Genomic DNA, 19,879 nt, shown 5'->3' with positions numbered 1-19,879 from the left:
ACAAGTTTTATCTTAGACCGATAGTTTGAACAGTTAGTGTTAATTATCCTTATTGGACATTTAATATTGACGAAATATCTTTTACTTAACAAAGAAAAAACCTCTTAAGTGCTACCAACACGAAAGAGGCTTAATAAAAACAGGTGAGTCTAGAGGAAAAGTTTAAAAACATTGAATATCACAGTAAAGGTCACATTAAATACGAATGACAAAACAGCAAATAAAACTTGAATCTTTTCATGTGTTTTCATGTTTATCTCACCACCGATCTTATGAAGTTTACCATCTAGCCCATGGTAAACTTTTTTGTCGTTCTATTATGTCTGATGTTAACAATCAATTTGAATGACCGCCATATTAAATCAGATTAATAGAATTTGTTGCATGTTGTATTGATTCTAGTAAGTAGTTTCTCCATATATTGTATTACGTTTCAAAATACGACACAAGATATATGTATAAATTCTTTCTTTTTTTAACTTTTACTTTTCGACATGATAGCCGCTTTTTTTCAATACAATGCTTATGAAACAACATTCTAAAACTCATGTCAATAAAGTGCTTTTCAAAAAAGTTTTCAACGAAATTAACCTTATTTTCAAAAGAATAGTCGCTATTTTTTGTCATAAAATGGTAGATGGTGGAAAAAGTTTTTAGTCTATCAAATAGCATAAAAAGCCCTAGTTTTTTTTACACCAGGGCTTTTTATGCTGATATAAACTCTTTTTATTGCTGTTTATTCCAGAATTGAACGTATCTATGCAGGGCCTCAACGCTTTTTAATCCCAAAAATGCTTTAATTTCAATGGGTTTCATGCCATTCTGTAGTGCATTTAATATAAAACGGTTCCTTAGCATAGTAGGCGTTATATGGATTTCAGCGCGTTTCGCTTCTTTCTGTAACATGCGTTGTACAGCGATTCGAGTTAAAGCAGCAGGTTGATCGTTTTCATAGTCCCAGCGGAACGTTTGCGGGCCGAAATCAAAAGCCACAAAAAAGGGGTCGCCCGTTTGTGGGCGCGGTCTTACAAGGTTAGGAATCTTGTTGTAATAAGATAAGGCAAGTTTTACATGCTCTTTTGAAAGGGTAATAGATCGTTTGTGGGCGTGTAACCCTCCTGGGGTAATCGTATTTGTCCCAAAGTGTACATCATGCATAGAAAGCGTGAGTATGTCCTGGATGGATAGTCCGTAATCTAACATCAAATGGATCAATAAAAGGTTACGTTCTAGAATAAACTTTCTTCCTGACGCCTGGTAGTCGGTTAATCCGTTATAACTACGCATGACGCGGAATAGCTTTTTTATTTCTTGATCCGATGCAAAGTGTTTAGAAGTTAGTCCAGGAGGGGAGACATCACTTTTTAAATCCTGGGCCGCGCCATGAAATTGTAAAAAGTTAATCAGAATACCTCGTACACGCTTGATGTTAGAAGTTGACGCTCCACGTTCCTTTTTAAGAGCTTTTAAGTATCTTTCCAATACATTTGCATCAAATGAATAAAAAAATGATTCTGGAGGTAATTTGACGTGTATCTGAATCCATGATGTAAAAAGGGTGAGATCGTAGCGGTATTGTTTAACGGTGGAAGATTTACGGCCATGTTTTAACAGATCAGCAAGGAAAACATCAACGGAAAGTTCCCAAGTCATGTCTATATACTCCTTCGTCCTAAAAATTGTGTACCGCAATTATATACGAGAACCATACAAACAAGCAATAGGGGATTCTAGCTCGAGATGTTTTCTTTGGGGCTTGTGGGATTCCAGAGCCAGGACATTGCGGGGATATGCGGAGACATATGGGCGTGGCTAGACAGGGCGTAGAGTTGTGATATAGGTGGATATATAGATGTGTAGGAATGAGTGGAAGGCGAATGATGGGCCGATGTTGAAGGAGGACGATATGTGAGGAATGGGAATGGCCGCCGCCCCGTCTACGTAGTTTTTTGAAAATCTGCCTGGCAACGGAATCTGATTCATAGCTGAATCAAGATACCCTTACCAGGAGAGCTTCAAGATAAATCTAAGTTTCTAAATATCCCGCGGAACCTAGTTCTATCAATGAGTTTAAGATAAGAATAAGTTCAGAATAACCTAAGTATGTTGTCGCAACTAATTCTGTAGATTTATCTCATATTATTCTGAATTAATTCTGAGGTTATTCTTTTTACTGAAATGCTCATAATGAACAGAAATGATCGTTTGTTTTTAAAGTGCTGTACTATATATTTAAGGTAAAAATCACGAATATTAGTATTTATACTATCTACAGATATTCGGTGTTCCGTAGATTTGCATATTAAGTGATAAGAAGAGTTCTATTTTGATATTTAGTTTGATCTGGGGTTTATGTTTAAAAATCTAGAAAAATATAGTTCCCAATATGGGATACTTTTTATAATAAATCTTGTTTTAAAAAAAATTAAAACAATTAAATACATTAGGATTTATTTTTGCTCAATAAGCCTTACTCTCACAAGGGATTAGAAAATTCTTCTTATTTAATTACTGATTTAAAAGCAGGTTTAATTCGAGTTTAAATTCATAGTGGATTTGTTGTGAAGAACATCCATGATTTATAAAAATATAATAGATTGATAATATGTTTAATCTATTAAAATAAAGAATGGCATGACAAAAAGCCTTGTTAGGGATGAATTTTTTGAACAAGGCTATAAAATAACTATTTTTTTGTGAAAAATACGATTTAAGCGTTTGGATCAAGCATCTTTTTGAATAAATCGAATGGGATTGTACTCTTATTTGATTTTCTCAATCCTATATTTCTTATGTTTTCTCTCGATTGTTGCTGTCTACGCTTCCTATTTGCAGTTAACTGTTTTGTATAGATTGTTACGAAATGTGCAGGCGTACTTTCTTGTGATTTGTTTATCTCAAAAAACTGTACACAATCCTCAAAAGTCTTTCTTGCTTCCCAATCTACGTCTGGCGGCATACGCAATGCGATTGTATAAGCATCTTTTTCAGTAATATTTGTATCTTTACTTATGATATACATATAGAGTTTCTTTTGATCTTCACTCATAAACTCATCCATTTCGCGGAATCGTAGTTCTAACTTTTCAACCAAATCAGGGGCATTCATTGGCTGTTTTTCTTCTACTTCTTCATTTAAAGGAGCAACAGAATCTAATATATCTATTCCCTGGCATGTAGGCACAGTTGGTTTTTCGGCTTGTTCTGTAGATTTCTCCTGTTTTTTACTTAGTTTTTTAGATAGAAACTTTGTAAATGTAGAAAAAATATCAATTGAAAACGCCCATTTTTGCTTAAAATATTCAATGATTTTTAAATAATTGGTATTGAGGCTTAATATGTAAATAGATGGTGCAATCTTACCATGACGTCTTGTTTTGATTTGATGACATACTTCAAGGTCCTCTAACCAATTCAGAATAAAGTTGATGATCGGCACAGAAATACCCGATTTTTCACTGATTTGATTTTGTCTCATTTGAGAGTACCCTTCTTGTACTAGGTAAGATAAAACAACTTCTAATGCCTTATAGCGGCGTGGCGTTTGTATGAAGAAATCTTTAGTGGTTTTACCTTCTGTCTCTAAAAGAATTGTATCGATAGCCTTAATTACTTTTTGTACTGTTTTATTGATAGCACCTTGAGGAACATGAACCAGGTGTGGGCTTAATTCTCGTTTTGCTGTACTTAGTAAAAAGTTATTTAGTAGCATAAAAAAACCTCCTATTTTTCCACCACAAATAAACAGGAAAAACAGAGGTTTTATATTCACAATAGATATACGTTATGGTATAATTTTAGTATCAAGTTTGATACTAAAGAAAAACACATATACCTATAGTGTGAATTAAAGCCCCTATCTCTTGGAGTTTTTAATTGGATTCTAGTTTGGCGACCGGGAACCAATTAAAAACGATGCGGTGGGGTTTTATTTTTTTTATTTATATCCAGCGTACTTTCTGGAAAATTAATGATACGAGTAAGTTATTTTTATTTTACAATTCTATTTGAATAATATCAACACTATAAGTTCATATTTGACTATAAAATATGAATTTAAATGTCTAAACATGTCTACGTCTAAAATTTTTTGAATATTCTGAAATAAGTTGAGAAAAACAGAGGTTCGCTCAATATGGTATAATTTTCTTACTTACATGTACGTTTCTGAATATTCTTAAAACAAGAAGAGGTGACAATATATGAAGAAGTTATCTAAGGAAATCGACAATTATTTATCGTCTAAAAATAAGACATATACAGATTTAGCAAAAGAAATTGGAGTTGCCAAATCTACAGTTTCAAACTGGATTAATAAAGATAAAGAGTTATCTGTATATACTTTTTCTAAAATTACAAATGTGGTTTTTACAAACGATAAAGATAAACAAGAACAGAAAATTATAGAGTATTTAAAGACTTTAGATGATAGGTTAAATATTAATGTAAAAGTAGCGTTTGCACTGGCTCATTTAAACGATCATTCTACACTAATGGAACAGATTTATGAGATGTGTAAAGAAAACAATGATCTGGAAATGAAACGATTAGCAAATGTTTTTAATTTATATATTGAGCGTTTAAATGGAAAGAATGTTAGAGAAGTGTATTTAAATATTGAAAAGGCACGAGCTAAAAATAATAAGAAGAATTACGATATAGAAATTTTTTGTGACATACTTAGTATGTTGATTTTATGTGATTTGGGCGATTTTGGATTAATGGAAGGTTATAAAATTAGGATTGAGGATAATATTAGGTTTGTGACTAATGTTTACTTGAAACAATTATATGGATTTTGGGTAAAAGAACTTTGGAGTTATGCAGTATTAAGGAAAGATAAAAATTTAGAGTTTGAAAGAGAAAATAGACAACTAAGAACATCTAAGGATTTGAACTTTTTCCCTGTTATGGAGGCTTTGTTGAATATTAGAAGTGGGGAAAATGTTATGTTTTCCGATTACAAAAAAGCTTTATATTTCTTCCAAGAAGCATTGTATGTATTAAATGGTGCGAAAAGTAGTTTGAAATACAACATTGCATTAAATGATATTAATTTCATTAGGATAGTTTGGTGGAAAGATTTAGACAAAATTGATTTTGAAAAACTTCATCTTGCAGAATATGCATTATACTTGATTAAATTAGGGAAATTCCAACAAGCAATATACATATTGGAGCAAATAAGGCTGAAAAATGGTGAACTAACACCACTTCAAACATGTTATATGGGTATGGCTAAAAAAGATGTACAGTTAATAAAAAAGTCTATTGATATGTTCAAAGCGAATAACGATTTTTTATATGTAAAATTTGCAGAAGGAATATACAATGAATATGCAGAAAGTATAATATAAGATTAAGGGGAGGAGAGAACCAAGTGAAAAAGTTATATGCATTGATGGTAGTTACTTTGCTGTTATTACCCATAGCAAATAGTTCACCAAGTAAAGTGGATGCGAAACAATATTACGCTAAAGTTGAAAACTTAGAAAATCAAAAACAATTTTATAGAATGATGGTCGATCCAGGTGGTGGAGGCTGATTCTTAATTTAAAATTTAATTTATATTTTTCAAAAGACATCGTTTAAGCGGTGTCTTTTGTGATTTTATAAACAGTTTTACAAATTCCTGGATAGGATTTTGTGAAACTATTGTATGTTTTTTCACAATATAATACTAAAAGCGGAGGGTTAGTTATGGGGACAAAAGGATTAGGTGTAAATGAGTTGATTGAAATTGTAAAAGAAATAGACTTACAAACTTTTAGTGAAATTATAGAATTATGCGCAAGCTATGAAAATGAAGAATAAGAGAGTCTCATTATTGAGGCTCTCTTATTCTTTTTGTTCAACTTCCATTTTTAATTTAGTCGCGTATTTCAATAATTCTCTCTCGATCTGGGGCTTATATTCATCTGGCACACTCATGTATTTTTCGTGAAGAAGTCGTGCTAAACGCTCAACAGGATCTTCACCTTTTACTGTTTTTAATATTTCGGCATCTGGAATTTCACTTTGTAACAGTGATGCAGTGTTTACTCCTAGATAGCTTGCGATTTCTTCTAATTTATTAAGGCGAGGCTTCTTTTCACCAGTTATCCAACTAGAAACGGTTCTGTAAGTTGTTCCTAAATCTTTCGCCATTTGTTTGCGATCTACACCTTTTATTGCTATTAATTTCTTTATGTTTTTCCCTAAAACATTCTCTGTAATTTCCATTTTATATCACTCCATTTTTAGACGTTTAACATAACAAGAAAAAATTATCACTTAAAGTGATAAAAATATGAACTTTAAGTGTTGACTTTCGGCTTAAAGCCGAATACAATGTAATTAAGGGAAGGGAGGGTGAAAAAATGCTAGCGTCACATGAAAACAAAACCGTTGTACGAGAATACAGGGAATCCAAAGGTTTAAGTATTAAGGAAGTTTCCAAAGGCGCTAAAATTCCGATCGGCACATTATATGATGTTGAAATTGGAAGAAGGAGTCTGAAAGACAATAAAGCTAAAAAAATAGCTGATTTCCTTGAAGTTCCGATCGAGAAACTTTTCAGACCAACATATTATCGTGCAATACCCATCACAGAATGAATAAACCTCATGTTATTGATTACATCTATCTAAGTGTATTGTAAATGAAATTCGGCTAAAAGACGAAATAATTATGACTAAAGTATATTGTTCTATATTTAGAAAGATAAAATTCTAAATATTCTGTCCTTTGAAAACTGAATAATCCTAAAGGAGCTGTAAAAAATGGTTTTGAAACGATCGTATCAAACGCTACTACTCTTTACGAGTGTACTTTTATTCATTATGAGCTTCTTGATTCCACTGAATCAAGCCAGTGCGGAGGTTATCAATCGAGAAAGGTATCAGATGGATTGGGCCTATAGTCCGCAGTATGGGAAAGATGTTCGTACAGAGCTTCTAAAGAACGCTAGTGGTCAAATTGCGTATTGTCTGGTATACGGTTTAAAATCCCCAAATGGAGAGGATTTACCCGAAGCGGGCAAAACAGATGATGTATCCTATCGTGTCTTAATGAATGGGTACCCACAGAAAACACCAGAAAATTTAGGAGTTTCCAATTGGAAAGAAGCCCATTACGCAACCCAATTAGCTCTTTGGAATGCACTTGGCCAGATTTCTGTTGATGAATTACAGTTCAAAAATGCAGCTGTTCAAAAAGCGGCAAAGAACATCATTCATGCGGCAAATCAAAGCCAGGATACACAAGATGTCTGGATGAATGTTATTCCAACAGATAAACAAGAAGCACAATTAAACGGTGAATATTTTGAAACAACAACATATAACGTTCAAACAAATGCGAAAAAAGGTACATTTCAAGTACAAATGAACAATGCGCCACAAGGCACACGTATTGTCACAGAACAAGGTGAAGTGAAAGAAACATTCCAACTAGGAGAAAAGTTCCGTATTCAAGTACCAAAATCCTCTAAGAGTAGTGAACTATCTCTAAAAGTCGTTTCAAATCTAACGAATGTTCATGCAATCGTATATAAAGGAACAAGTACGATTCAGGACGCAACTGTATTGTTAGAGCGTAGCACAGAACAAGTAAGCACAGACTTGCAAGTAATCTGGAAAGCAAATGGCGCCTTAAAAGTCATGAAAGTGGACGAAAACAAAAAGCCGCTATCAGGCGCAGTATTTGAAATCGCAAACAGCAATCAACAAGTTATGGGAACGATTACAGCTGACGAAAACGGTATCGCTGAAATGGGTAACTTAGAACTTGGCACATACACTGTAAAAGAAGTGAAAGCACCTGTTGGATATGTGTTAGATGCTACACCAAAGCCTTTTGAAGTAAAAACAGGTGAAGTTGCTGTTATTGAAATGAAAAATGTACAAATTAAAGGCAATATTGAGATCAAAAAGGTAAGTGATACAGGCAAGATTCTCCCAGGCGTTGAGTTTAGTGTATTTACGCCAGAAGGAAAAGCAGTCACAAAAGTAACAACAAATCAAGAAGGGATTGCGAAAGTACATTCTCTTCCGTTTGGAAAGTATTACTTCCAGGAAACGAAAGGATTAGAAGGTTACTTATTAAATCAAACAAAGTATCCATTTGAAGTAAAAGAACATAATCAAACACTTACGTATGAAGTGAAAAACGATCAAGTAAAAGGAAATGTACAGCTCTTAAAAGTAGATGAAGATGGAAAAACGAAATTAGAAGGTGCTGTTTTTATCCTAGCTGATGAAAAAGGTAAGAAGATCAGTGAGCATAAGACAGACAAAAACGGGTTAATCAAAATTGATAACATCCCATTCGGAAAGTACCAATTCATTGAAAAGACATCACCAGCGGGCTATGTGCTGGTAAAAGAGCCGATTCCGTTTAGCATCACTGAAAATGGGAAAACAATTGAGCTAGTTGCAAAGAATACGAAGATTAGAGGATCAATTGAAATTACAAAAGTAGACGTAGCCGATGGAAACAACAAGTTACCAGGTGCAGAGTTTACGATTTATAACGAGCAAGGCCAGGAAGTCGTGAAAGGAAAAACGAACGAACAAGGCATTGCGAAGTTCGATAAACTCCCAGCAGGAAAGTACACATACAAAGAAACACTTGCACCACAAGGTTATGTGTCGCATGAAGAAACATTCTCCTTTGAAATTAAAACAGATGGTGAAATTATTAAACACACCGTAAAAAACAAAAAGATTGAGGGTAGCTTAGAAATTACAAAAGTAGACGTAGCTGATGGAAACAATAAGTTACCAGGTGCAGAGTTTACAATTTATAACGAGCAAGGCCAGGAAGTTGTAAAAGGAAAAACAAACGAACAAGGCATTGCAAAGTTTGAGAAATTACCAGCTGGTAAATACACTTATAAAGAGACATTCGCACCAGAGGGATTTTTAATCAATGAAGAATCATTCTCTTTTGAAATTAAAACAGATGGTGAGATTATCAAATATGTTGTAGCAGATCAGAAAAAAGAAGTTCCACCAACACCAGAAACTCCACAACCAGAGGAACCGGAACAACCACAGCCAGAACACCCAAAACCACAACCAGAGAAGCCACAAACACCACAGGTCATTGAAAAACCTGTACCAACACCAGAGAAACCACAAAACATTGTAAAACAACCACAACTGATGAAAGAGCAACCTAAGAAAGTAGAAAGCCATTTACCAACAACAGGCGGCAAAGCTGAAAATCCATATTGGAAATGGATTGGTGTTACATTTGTCGTTCTTGGTAGCATCCTAGCTGTTTACGTAATTAGAAAACGTAAGAATCAAGAAGTGTAAAACACTCTCAACTGATAAGGGAGGGCGGGATTCAATGTGCATATTAGATGTACATTATCAGATGGATGGGACCAAATACCAAAAGTCGTATTTGCTAGCATTACCTGAAGATGGGTTTCAGTTGCGAAAAAATATCCAACATGTTCTGTTTCAAGAGCACCAACAAGAAATTAAGATTCTTTCTACAGATTTAGAGGAATTAGATTTAGTAGCTCCATAAAAACTGATACGAATGGAAAGGTGAGATTGCTATGTGTGGAACATTTATTGGAAGAAGTGCACAAATCCCAGCATTTATAAAACCAAAATGGTATGACATGAGTAAGTCAAATTCCATTGTCATAGAGAATGAAGGGAATAAAATGAATCCTCAATTTGTATTTGAAGAAGAAAATAGAAATATCCTGGTACGAGGTGGAACAGGAAAAGGAAAAACAGGTTTGATGAAGCAACTCCTTAACCTTGTCATAGCAGATCATCAACAAGCGACTGTCTTAGATGGGGATGGAGAATATAAAGAATACGAAAAAATGGGTACTCACATTATCACCTTTACATCAAAAGATTCTTTTCTAAGCCAAACAGAAATAGAAACATGCAAACAATCGGATGTCGTTATTATAGATGAAGGATTAAGGTTGTATTCCAATAATCCAGGCGGATTCATTGATCTTTTAGAAGAACTAGAAGAACTGAATGTAAGAGTTTTTGTAAGTTTTCAAGCGATACCAGAAGAGTTATTGCACAGATTTGATGTGTATTTAGAATTGGACCCACTCATCGCTTAAAACTATACAATATTTCTATTTAGCAATATAGAAAGATAAAACAATATAGGAGGTTTTCTTATGAAACCAATTAAGCATATGCGAAGTAAACGTGGGTTTTATATTGGTCGAGTTCCACATACAACACATACACCTTCAACAAATAAGCGTACAGAAGAATGGACGGGAAGAATGGGGAAGAGCATGATTTTCTCTTCTCTCTTAGTCACGCTAGACCCCTATTCTAAAGCTCATAAATTTTATAAATAAACAACCTTAAAGGAGTGAAGAGTGCTTTTTCTAAGAGCATTCTTCACAAAAACAATCTAAAAATGAGAGGGGTAAATATGATGATGCAAAACGAAAAGAGCGTTGCAGATAAGGTATTAGAACAATTAGAAAGGAGAATTGATTTAATTGCCACAAAATTTATGAACGGGAAAAGTGATAGATTAGAAAGTCAAAAAGAATTAGAAGGTATCGAAGGAATCTGTAGAGATATTCTAAATACACTTTATCCGATTGCTGAAGAAAAAACGAAATCCATACATGGGCTGTTTATGAAAACATCGGAATTACTGAAGTGATGAAGGTAAAATCGATTTAATTGATAGCTCAGTAGTTTCACAACAATATTACTTTGAATGGAAAGGTGGAAAAGCAGATGCATACGAACCGTCATGATTGCTGGGAAACGTTCTGGAAAGAACAAGTAATGGTAGATGGTGAATTAGATATCGAACAAGTAAAGCAAGAACTCTTCAATTATAAAACACTCTTAGATCAAATTAATCAACCTCAAAACGGGATCATGCAACCTCAAATTTTGATTCAACTAGCCGCAGAAGAACGAACAGAAAAGCATCGTGAAAAACGATTCGCCCTTGCATAAGGCCATTTCAAGGATAGAAAGGAAGTGAAGAAGTGGCGCACAGCAAGCTCGACAAAGAAATTGAAAACTTCATAGAAAAGAACTGGAAAATGCTTTTAGGTATAGGAGCTGTCGCATTTGTCTGGTTTTCTAAAGAAAAAATCCTCACAGAATTGATGAAGCTGGTGCCAACTGTAGTCGGTGTGTTTCGTGGGATTGCCTTATTGATCCTGTTAGGAATTGTCATACGAATTGTCTTACATGGCATCTATTTATACCTAGAAAAGAAGCGGTATCGATATGTATTATTCATCCCTCACATAGATGATGAAGTTACACCAGATAAGCTAGGGCAAATGATTCGGCATGTACATGGTTCAGGGCGAAAGCCTTTAGAACGCCTGTTAAAAGGGCGCGATTGGTACCGCATGACGATGTATCGTCCAGAGGGAGAAAATGAGCGTGTTCGCTTTTATGTAGGTGGTCCAGAAGATAAAATCAAACAGGTTGTGCAAGCCATACAAAGCGCCTATACCCACAGTGAAATTTATACCGTCCCAAAGGAAGAAATGCCATTTCCAACAAGGAAAGCGGTAGGAGGACGGATGGTATTAAAGAGAAAGCGGCTAGATGCCACGTTATCACTCGCACGCTATACACGTGATGTATTACCGATGTTAGGAAGTGCAATGGAGGAAAAAACATGGATAGACATTACTTTCTCACCAGATAACGGGTATCAGCTGACAAAAGGGATTCGAAAAGCAGAAAAGGCCATTCGAAAGAAGAAAAAGCATGGGCTAGATGCCTTTGAAAAAGAAGAAATTCGCGCATTAAATAAGCGATTTGCCAAAAATGAAGTGGCATTTCAAGTATCTGTTTCATTCGCAAGTGACTATTATCCTGGTGTACCTGTTATTAAGAATTTAGGGCATATGGTAGCAAGTATTATGGCTGATGTGAATGAGCTTAGATACAGAAGGCTTAGACGCAGTATGCCAGCTGTACCACATCCCGTATATGGAAAAATGATATGGACGGGATCAGAGCTATTAAATTTGTTCCATCTTCCCAACGTAACAGGGGATAAAAATAGCAAGACAGAGCGCAACATTTTGTATCTAGATAAAGGGGAAAACATGATACCAAATGATTTATTAGCCGAAGGCATTTCAATTGGTCATGTGATGCATCCCTACATCAAGGATCGATTAGTAAAAATTCGAGAAGACTTTTTCAAGAATCATGGTTACATTACGGGGAAAGTTGGGTCTGGTAAAAGCACCATTGCCATGAGGTTGATGCAAAGTGTCATTGATAAATGGCTAGAAAATCCGACTGAAGCGGGTGGATTGTCTCTATTTGATCCAACCGAAGATTTGGCATATGTAGCAATGAATCGACTCTTGAAAGCGGAAAAGGATGGGAAAGAAGTGGATTGGAGTAAGGTTCACTTTATCCGTTTTCGAAACACAGATCATCCACCAGCTTTGAACTTGTTTCATCGTTTTCCAAATGAAGATATCCAAACAGTGGTTGAATCCATTATGGAAATGATTAAGTTAATGATTCAAGGGCAAGCACAACAAACAGAACGATTACTAAGGGCCATTATTGGTACGTTGCTTTGTGATAAGAGTCAAATTCATACGATTTTAAGTATCCCACTCTTTATTAGTGATGAACTGTTTCGAGCAAATGTAATCGCCAATTTACAAGGGCCAGAACAAAAATATTACTCTCACTTTTGGAAATATGAAGTAGGAAGCGCATTAGAAGACAGCACACAAGCAATTTTAAACCGATTAGATATCTTCCGTAATACGCTGTATTTAAAGCGTATGTACGGGCAAACAGGCTTTTCCTTAGAAATTCGGAAGTGGATGGATGAAGGCCACCTGATCTTTTATGATTTAGCGGGCATGGGAAAAGAAGATACATTACTAACAGTCGGTTACATTTGTAATCAATATCACCGTATCGCCCAACAGCGGCCGCATGGTTCTAAACTACATTTAGGTGTGATCGATGAAGCGCATGACGTGCCAGTACCCGTTCTTCCGAAAATCATTGCGAAGGATCGAAAGCATGGATTTGGATTATGGGTGATTACCCAGCAAGTTTCGGGACAATTAGACAGAGAGCTAACAGACATGTTAACAGAAGCGGGCGGAAATTACTTTGTATGTAGGCAAGGCCATAATTCCGCGAAAACGTTAGAGGGCATCATGCAAAAGCAATTCCGTACAGAGTATTTGCAAAACCTTCCTAACTTAGTTGTAGCGATTCAAACACAAGATTATATCAGAGGTGAGGCAAAAAATGTGTGGTGTACCATACGTGTTCCACCATTAGACCGATACCTACCAAATGGGAAAGCAGCAAATTATAAAAACGAAAAAGAAATCCATGCATCAAATGAATGGACCAGAGCAAAGATACAGTCTTTAGAGCAACAAAATGGGAAAGCAGGATCAGAAATCGACAAGGAAATTGATGAGTTTCTATATGGAAAAGGCAAGTATCTACAAGCTGAAAAAGTCGATTTAACTAAAGAAGAACCTGTTGTGACATCGGGGCTAGATGAATTAGAAGAGAAACTATCTTCTCATGAAGAAGTGAAAGAACCTGTTTTAGAAACAGAGTCAGTCGAACCCACACATCAAGCACAAATTATTCCATTCCGAAAACAAGTTAACACAGCGGTAAAAGTGAAAGAAGAAAAAGAAGAAGTAAAACAGCAAGAAACAAAAGAAATAGAGCTTCCAGAAGACACACCAATCATCGAATCACCAGAGGTTAAAGGCGAAATGGAGGAAGATAAGAAAGGAGAAACAAGCATTTTCGATATGTGGGAAAAGGAGTAGAGACTATGTGCAGTATGTTGTTATTGGAAGAAGACCAAAACTTACTCATGGATATACACAATCACATCTATGTTGATATGGAGTATATAACAGAAAAAGTATATCCGAACCATAAGAAAAAATCAGTATACTACCGTTTGAATCGCTTAGTACAAGAGAAATACTTGAAAAATGAATTACTTCCCCTACCTGTTTCACGAAGCCAGGTTCGTAAATCTGGCCGACCGCAAAATGTATATACACTTGCGGCAAAGGGGGTAGAAATGGTTCGTGGATTAAGAGGGAGTGTGCATTGGAAAAATAGTTGGTCCCAGCGTTCGGCATCATTTGTGTATCACAGTTTAATGTTAGCAAAGATTGAATGTGCCATGACATTAATATCGAAACGAGAAGAAAGATTGGAACTAAAGGAATGGATCAATGAACCGCGGGCAACGTTTCAATACGCAAAAGGGAAAAGTCGTGTTATACGACCAGATGGGGTTGCGGTAATTGGTTTAAAAGAAGCGGTTGATAAAAATATTGGTGTATATATGGAAATGGAGCGTTCTTACGGATCGAAAGAAGTATTGGAAAAAAAGATTATCCGTTATAACGACTTTATGACGCAAGAAGGGAAAGAGACAGACTATCGGACGCATATGGGCATGGGATATGGAGTATTGGAATGGCGTCTTGTATTTATTGCGGGTAGTGAAAGTAGAGAAAAAGAATTGATTCGCTATTTAAAAGGGGTAAGTAGTCCAGCAATTCCAGTGTTTATCACACTGTTTGAAGATATCTTACGAGATCCATTTGGGAATATTTATCGGAATATTCGGAATCCTGAAATGAAAGTGAGGCTGTAAAAATGTGTTTCGATTTATTTTATCGATAAGCGCCAGTATTTTTCTGTTAGTAGTCTTTTCAGATTGGTTATTTGAAAGAGTACCAGGATCAAGAGAAGCCTGGGAAGCAGTGAAAAGTAAAGTGGTGGAAATTTACTATACGCAAGGATGGGAAGGTGTCTTGCTTTTCTTCCTGGTCGTAGTGGGAATATGGAAGATGGCGGATAGTCGATCATAAGGGGGAGATAAACGATGTTTACACATAAAAACACTTATGAAAGAGGAAATGTGGGAGAAGTTGAAGCTCAATTTCTAGTGGAAATCTATGAGGGAATAGGTTGTGAGGAAGTACATGAGATTTGTTTATCTCAAACAGATGTATATATGCAGAAATTTTATCTGATGGAAAACGGAAAAATTATCGAAATAGAAATCGGATTAGATACAGATGAACTGGAATGGAAGTGTGATGGAGTAGAAGTTACAAAAGACAAAGCCATGTTAGAAATTGAGCGTGAAATCAGCTGTTATGACATGTTCGAGCAAGCAAGGATAGACAAAGGATGGATGTTCAAAGAAAAGGCACAAAAGTTCCTTACAGCTTTAAGAGAAAGGGAGAGTGCATGATGGACGCATTGGAAGGTTTGGATTTTGTAAGAGAATTTCGGGCTACAGATGGAGCGTCCTTTGAGGTGGGGAGGGATGGAGACAAACGGTATGTGGTTCATGCTAGATTCCCATATATTACAGGCAGTCAAACGAAACTTAATAATTTTATCAATTATGCAAGAAACGAAATAAAAGATGAATCAACCGCAGTTGGCATGGCTTCATTCGCTCGTGATTGCTACGAACGATCTTTACGCCAGTACCGAAATTGAAAGGGGGATGCATATGTTTCAAAAGGTGAAACAGTGGTTTGCAAAAACATTTGAAAGTAAACAAGGGAAGGCAAGGAAAGCCACAAGGATTCCTTCTTATAAAGGTCGCTTAATTGGAAAATGGGCCTTTTGGCTCCTGTTTTGTTGGATGCTGATTGTATCCATTACAACCGTAGTAAAAGGAAAGGGAGATACGCAAGCAAAGGCCAGCACCACTCCAAAGGAAGTCACACAAAAACAAAACCTTGCCTCACGTCCAGAAGCGATTGAATTTGCGCGTGGATTCGTAAAAGAATACTTTACATGGCAAAGAGGGGATGAAGGCAAGAAGAAGCGTTCAGAGCACTTGCAGCTCTATATACCGAAAACACTTGATCCACAAGTTGGTTTGGATTTTGCAAGTATTCAATGGGATTCTAATTTTCTATACGCAACTGTATTAAAAGTAGATGAGGTCACAGATAAAGAAGCAAACGTAATTTTTAAAGTGAGATACAAATTAAGCCGCATGAAAGCAGATAATAGCGGTCCAGAGGATAAGGAGGTGATCCAGCAAGTGTCGGTTCCTGTTCAATCAGATGGAAAGGCTTTTGTTATTAGTGGATTCCCTCAAATCGTGAAGGTGAATGAAAAAGCAGAAGTACCAGAAGGGAAAGAAGAGAAAGACCGAGAGGAAGTCCATGAACTCACTGTAAAAGAAGACATTCGAGAATTTTTGCCAACCTTTTTCAAATCCTATACAACCGCAACACAAAAAGAACTCGCGTATGTGCTAGCTAATACGGATATTAAAGGGTTAGAAGGAGCCATGAAATTTGAAAATGTACTTTCCTCTAAGATTTATCCAGGAAAAACAAAAGGCACATATGAGGTGCAAACAGAGGTATCTATGATTGATCCACATTCTGAAACAAAAATGAAAACTGGTTATACGTTGTTTGTCAAACAAGATGGAAAGCAATGGGTTGTAAAAGACTTAAAAACAAAATAGGAGAGGGGCATGTATATGTTCAATATAAATCATTTTGTGTTAGGAATCGGGCTGGAAGGATTTTTCGAAATGATGAAGACACAAGGAACATACGCGTTATATTGCGCGTTTATCATTGTTATCTTGATTGTAGCGGCAAAGCGCGCATGGGGAAAAGCGATCACGTTAATTGTTGGCGGTGGGATTGTTGCATTCTTCATTAATAAACCAGATGCATTAAAAACAATCGGAACGTGGCTAGGCGGATTGTTTGGCGTCTAAGTAAGGGATGGAAAGGAAGAGGGCTACATGAAGGAAAAAGAATCAAAATCTATCATTGTCTATTGTTTCGGAAGCTATATGAACTATATGCGAAGACAGTACGAAATTATGGGGTATCGTCTTCCGCGTGCGGTTACATGGAGGGCACTTGGCTATTTTGCGGCGGTAGAAGCGGGGCTTGTAGCCTTCCGCTTCCTTCCTCCCTTTAAATGGATATTTGGGGATATGATTGATCAAGTTTGGCTCATGTATTATGGTGTGATTCCTCTTTTCCTCGTATGGGGAGCTGATAAATATAAAACGGATGGAAAATCACTTTTCTCTTTTGTTCGGTCCTGGATTACATTTCGTTTACGGAAGCATCAAAGCAGTCGATTGGTGAATGTACCCAAACTTAAAAAACATATGTTTTATGGTCATATATGTGTACAACATGACGTCAAAGATTTACCAATTGTACATTCATTCAGTGAAGAAGAAGAGAAAGACATACACGCTTATGATGTAACATTTTTACCCCAAAAGGAGGAAGTTGAATATGTTGAAAACGATGAACAGACCACCACTAAAGCACGTTGAAAAAAATTTGGCGTTTAGTACAGATGGAAAAGTATCCGCAGTGTATGAAGTAGACGGATTTGAATACGATCATCAAGACGAAAGTACGAAAAAAGTATATTATCGCAATCAACTCGCTCTTTTTACCCATCAAGAATATGATATCCACATGCTTGTGATTCCTCGTACAACAAATTCAGATGAAATTCTGGATGAACATATTTCCACTTTAAAAGGGCCAATGGCTCCAACTGGACGCTTTCTTTTTAAAAAAGTAAAAGAATACTTACGAAATGCGGCCATTGCGAAAGAGAACATGGAATATCGATTTTTCGTTTTAGTACAACTGAATATGGAACAGAAAGAAAGACAAGTTCGTAACCCTGTTGTAGAAACTTGGAAGTTTATGAAGAAGGTAAGAGAAGGATTTGCAGAGACAGCTCAAAACATATCGGGTATGAATGTGACGGATATTTTAGAAGAAGAAATCGAAAATTATTTAGAAGTAGAAGACGTGTTATTTAGCCAGGTTAGAGGAGCCTTTCATAATACAAGACGTGCGAAACCGTCTACAACGCGCTTTTTATTCCATCATAACTTTAAACGTGGCATGAAAGCACTGAATCGGGATCAAAACTGGAAAGTAGGTTCTACAGTTACGTTGCAAAATGAAGAAGGAAAGACGATAAAAGTACGCCGTCCAGATTTACAAGAAATGGTGCACTTAACAGATACGGTAATCGATGAAAGCCCAGGGCGTTCTCTTATACTCGAAAGACAAAATGAAGAGGGGGAAATCGAAACCTCTCATGTTGCTTTTCTTGCGGCGAAAAGTATGCCCGAAATATCAGCTTTTCCTGGTGGAGAGTGGATATATCGCATTCAATCGCATTCGTTAAAATTTCCTGTTGAAATGAGTATCCGAGCGTATCACTTAGAAAATCAGATGGTTACACAAAAGCTTTCAAATAGTGAACTGGAATTAAACGATCAACGCCAACAAGCAATGGTAGGCGGCCGCACAACAGATTTAACAATTGATCGTAAAGCAAGAGGCGTCAAAATTGTAAAAGATCGATTTGAAACAACGGGCGCCCCTGGATATGAACTAAGTGTACTGTTTTGCGTATATGCCGAAGATGCGAAAACATTAAAATCACGCGTTAATACGCTGATTACAGAATATCGCAAAATGAAAATTGAATTGGTCAATCCATATGGAGAACAGTTAGCATACTTTTACGAGTTCTTACCAGGTTCTAAGCGTTATAATACGGATTTCAAATTGTTTGTGGAGCCAGGTGTACTTGCACAAGGAATGTTCGGGGCGACAACACAAATTGGCGATAATCAAGGGTTTTACATTGGAAAGACAAAGAAATTAAATCGTCCTGTTTTTATTCGTCCAGAACTCGCGGCGAAAGCATTAGACAACATTGTAACAGCGTTTGAAAGTTTATCGGTTATGTTTGCGGGGCAAACAGGGAAAGGGAAATCCTTCTTAATGAATTTACTCGCCTTCTGGATTGTTATGAGTGGCGGAAGGGCATTTATCATCGATCCTAAGGGGGATCGCACAAGATGGCCAGAATTATTGCCAGGGTTCAACGCGGATACCTTGCAAGTATGGACGCTTGGGAAGGGTAAAAAGGATGCGGGCTGTTTAGACCCATTCCGAATAAGCGCAACAATAGAAGATGCAAAGAGTTTAGCACTTGAAATTTTAACGTTCCTATCGGATGTAGGATTAGAAGATATCCGATATGACTATTTATATAAAGCGATTGAACGAGTAGCAAAAAAAGAAGACGCATGTTTAACTTTGGTTCGTAAAGAACTAGAGGAAATGAAGAAAGAACCTAACTTATTGCCAACTGAATTAGAACGATTAAACGCTCTTACAAATCGTTTAGCAACTTTAGAAGGCATCCAGTTAGGAGATTTATTGTTTGGTAGACCAGGTCAAGATTACCGCGTATTAAGCCTAGAACGTCCGTTACAAGTATTACAAATTCAACACTTACGCATTCCAAAATCAGAGGACAAGAATGAGAGTGTTACAGACAAATTATCTCGTAGTATCTTAATTGCGTTAGCTGCATTTGGTAAATCCTTAATGCATTCCGACCGTAGTATTTTCAAAGTATATCTACAAGATGAGGCATCTAGTATTTTGAAAAATAAAGAGGGTGCAGCGTCTTCTGACAAAATCATTCGAGAAGGACGTTATCACAATATCGGCTTGTATTTAGGAACGCAAAATGCATCCGATTATCAATCTGAAAACAAAGAGGTTGCCAATGTGGGGATGAAGTTCTGTTTTGCATTGAAATACGATAAGGAAGCGGAAGAAATGTTGCGTTACTATAACTTACCGGTCACAGAAGAAAATATCTTAATGTTACGCCAGCTTAGACGCGGAGAAGCCTTATTCCAGGACATTTTTGGGCGAACCGCGGTTGTAGAAATTGATCCTGTTTTCCAAGAATTAAAGACTGCATTTGATTCCTCTACGAAAACAGACGAAGAACGCGCACAACAATTGGCGTAATTC

Annotated in this window: 21 protein-coding genes; 18 read left to right on the top strand and 3 right to left on the bottom strand. The window is 36.4% G+C overall.

What is annotated here, in order from left to right; genetic code table 11:
• Positions 1–726: 726 nt before the first annotated feature.
• Together MR143_RS29385 and MR143_RS29380 are read right to left on the bottom strand one after the other, a co-directional pair.
• On the bottom strand, positions 727–1,653 hold the full coding sequence (locus tag MR143_RS29385; protein WP_242281208.1) for a tyrosine-type recombinase/integrase: 927 nt from the start codon (positions 1,651–1,653) through the stop codon (positions 727–729).
• Positions 1,654–2,710: 1,057 nt separating this feature from the next.
• A complete protein-coding gene (locus MR143_RS29380) occupies positions 2,711–3,712 on the bottom strand; it encodes a Replicase RepFR55 (protein WP_242281207.1) in 1,002 nt (333 codons plus the stop codon).
• A gap of 490 nt (positions 3,713–4,202) precedes the next feature.
• Here MR143_RS29380 and MR143_RS29375 point away from each other — a divergent pair, with 490 nt between their 5' ends.
• Positions 4,203–5,357, top strand: coding sequence for an AimR family lysis-lysogeny pheromone receptor (locus tag MR143_RS29375; RefSeq protein ID WP_097842850.1), 1,155 nt, complete (start codon positions 4,203–4,205; stop codon positions 5,355–5,357).
• A gap of 23 nt (positions 5,358–5,380) precedes the next feature.
• On the top strand, positions 5,381–5,545 hold the full coding sequence (locus MR143_RS29370; protein WP_000737805.1) for a hypothetical protein: 165 nt from the start codon (positions 5,381–5,383) through the stop codon (positions 5,543–5,545).
• Positions 5,546–5,838: 293 nt separating this feature from the next.
• Here the strand turns inward: MR143_RS29370 and MR143_RS29365 are convergent, their stop codons facing one another.
• Positions 5,839–6,222, bottom strand: coding sequence for a helix-turn-helix domain-containing protein (locus tag MR143_RS29365; RefSeq protein ID WP_023523901.1), 384 nt, complete (start codon positions 6,220–6,222; stop codon positions 5,839–5,841).
• Between the two features lie 137 nt (positions 6,223–6,359).
• Here MR143_RS29365 and MR143_RS29360 point away from each other — a divergent pair, with 137 nt between their 5' ends.
• The 16 genes from MR143_RS29360 (at position 6,360) to MR143_RS29290 (ending at position 19,876) form a co-directional block, all read left to right on the top strand.
• Positions 6,360–6,596: a helix-turn-helix domain-containing protein gene (locus tag MR143_RS29360; RefSeq protein WP_000881199.1), complete on the top strand. Its 237-nt coding sequence runs from the start codon at positions 6,360–6,362 to the stop codon at positions 6,594–6,596.
• A 165-nt stretch (positions 6,597–6,761) separates the two neighbouring features.
• On the top strand, positions 6,762–9,302 hold the full coding sequence (locus tag MR143_RS29355; protein WP_242281206.1) for a SpaA isopeptide-forming pilin-related protein: 2,541 nt from the start codon (positions 6,762–6,764) through the stop codon (positions 9,300–9,302).
• Positions 9,303–9,336: 34 nt separating this feature from the next.
• Positions 9,337–9,522: a hypothetical protein gene (locus MR143_RS29350; protein WP_242281205.1), complete on the top strand. Its 186-nt coding sequence runs from the start codon at positions 9,337–9,339 to the stop codon at positions 9,520–9,522.
• 31 nt (positions 9,523–9,553) lie between these two features.
• Positions 9,554–10,090, top strand: coding sequence for a type IV secretion system DNA-binding domain-containing protein (locus MR143_RS29345; protein ID WP_242281204.1), 537 nt, complete (start codon positions 9,554–9,556; stop codon positions 10,088–10,090).
• 60 nt (positions 10,091–10,150) lie between these two features.
• A complete protein-coding gene (locus tag MR143_RS29340) occupies positions 10,151–10,339 on the top strand; it encodes a hypothetical protein (protein ID WP_242281203.1) in 189 nt (62 codons plus the stop codon).
• 80 nt (positions 10,340–10,419) lie between these two features.
• Positions 10,420–10,656, top strand: coding sequence for a hypothetical protein (locus MR143_RS29335; protein WP_242281202.1), 237 nt, complete (start codon positions 10,420–10,422; stop codon positions 10,654–10,656).
• A 77-nt stretch (positions 10,657–10,733) separates the two neighbouring features.
• The gene (locus MR143_RS29330; protein ID WP_061529214.1) at positions 10,734–10,961 is read left to right on the top strand and encodes a hypothetical protein; all 228 of its coding nucleotides are present in this window, start codon (positions 10,734–10,736) and stop codon (positions 10,959–10,961) included.
• A gap of 32 nt (positions 10,962–10,993) precedes the next feature.
• Positions 10,994–13,807: a type IV secretory system conjugative DNA transfer family protein gene (locus MR143_RS29325; protein ID WP_242281201.1), complete on the top strand. Its 2,814-nt coding sequence runs from the start codon at positions 10,994–10,996 to the stop codon at positions 13,805–13,807.
• A 5-nt stretch (positions 13,808–13,812) separates the two neighbouring features.
• Positions 13,813–14,655, top strand: coding sequence for a replication-relaxation family protein (locus tag MR143_RS29320; RefSeq protein WP_242281200.1), 843 nt, complete (start codon positions 13,813–13,815; stop codon positions 14,653–14,655).
• Between the two features lie 4 nt (positions 14,656–14,659).
• Entirely contained in the window at positions 14,660–14,872 is a 213-nt protein-coding gene (locus MR143_RS33325; protein WP_000488221.1) for a hypothetical protein, read from the top strand.
• Between the two features lie 14 nt (positions 14,873–14,886).
• Complete coding sequence (locus MR143_RS29315) at positions 14,887–15,261, top strand: hypothetical protein (RefSeq protein WP_242281199.1); 375 nt, start codon at positions 14,887–14,889, stop codon at positions 15,259–15,261.
• The gene (locus MR143_RS29310) at positions 15,258–15,515 is read left to right on the top strand and encodes a hypothetical protein (protein WP_242281198.1); all 258 of its coding nucleotides are present in this window, start codon (positions 15,258–15,260) and stop codon (positions 15,513–15,515) included. Before MR143_RS29315 ends, MR143_RS29310 begins: the two co-directional genes overlap by 4 nt.
• Positions 15,516–15,528: 13 nt before the next feature.
• Positions 15,529–16,506, top strand: a complete 978-nt coding sequence (locus MR143_RS29305) for a conjugal transfer protein (RefSeq protein WP_242281197.1) — start codon at positions 15,529–15,531, stop codon at positions 16,504–16,506.
• A 9-nt stretch (positions 16,507–16,515) separates the two neighbouring features.
• Complete coding sequence (locus MR143_RS29300; protein ID WP_043938597.1) at positions 16,516–16,767, top strand: TcpD family membrane protein; 252 nt, start codon at positions 16,516–16,518, stop codon at positions 16,765–16,767.
• A gap of 27 nt (positions 16,768–16,794) precedes the next feature.
• The gene (locus tag MR143_RS29295; RefSeq protein ID WP_142761467.1) at positions 16,795–17,346 is read left to right on the top strand and encodes a TcpE family conjugal transfer membrane protein; all 552 of its coding nucleotides are present in this window, start codon (positions 16,795–16,797) and stop codon (positions 17,344–17,346) included.
• Positions 17,306–19,876 (top strand): ATP-binding protein, encoded by a 2,571-nt coding sequence (locus MR143_RS29290; RefSeq protein WP_242281196.1) that lies wholly within the window; start codon positions 17,306–17,308, stop codon positions 19,874–19,876. The genes MR143_RS29295 and MR143_RS29290 overlap by 41 nt, the downstream gene beginning before the upstream one ends.
• Positions 19,877–19,879: the final 3 nt, after the last annotated feature.

The organism is Bacillus cereus group sp. BfR-BA-01347 (assembly GCF_022663835.1).
In the GTDB taxonomy this organism is placed as follows: domain Bacteria; phylum Bacillota; class Bacilli; order Bacillales; family Bacillaceae_G; genus Bacillus_A; species Bacillus_A thuringiensis_K.
Note: the sequence above shows the minus strand (reverse complement) of the source record. Positions and strands in the feature narration are given on the sequence as shown.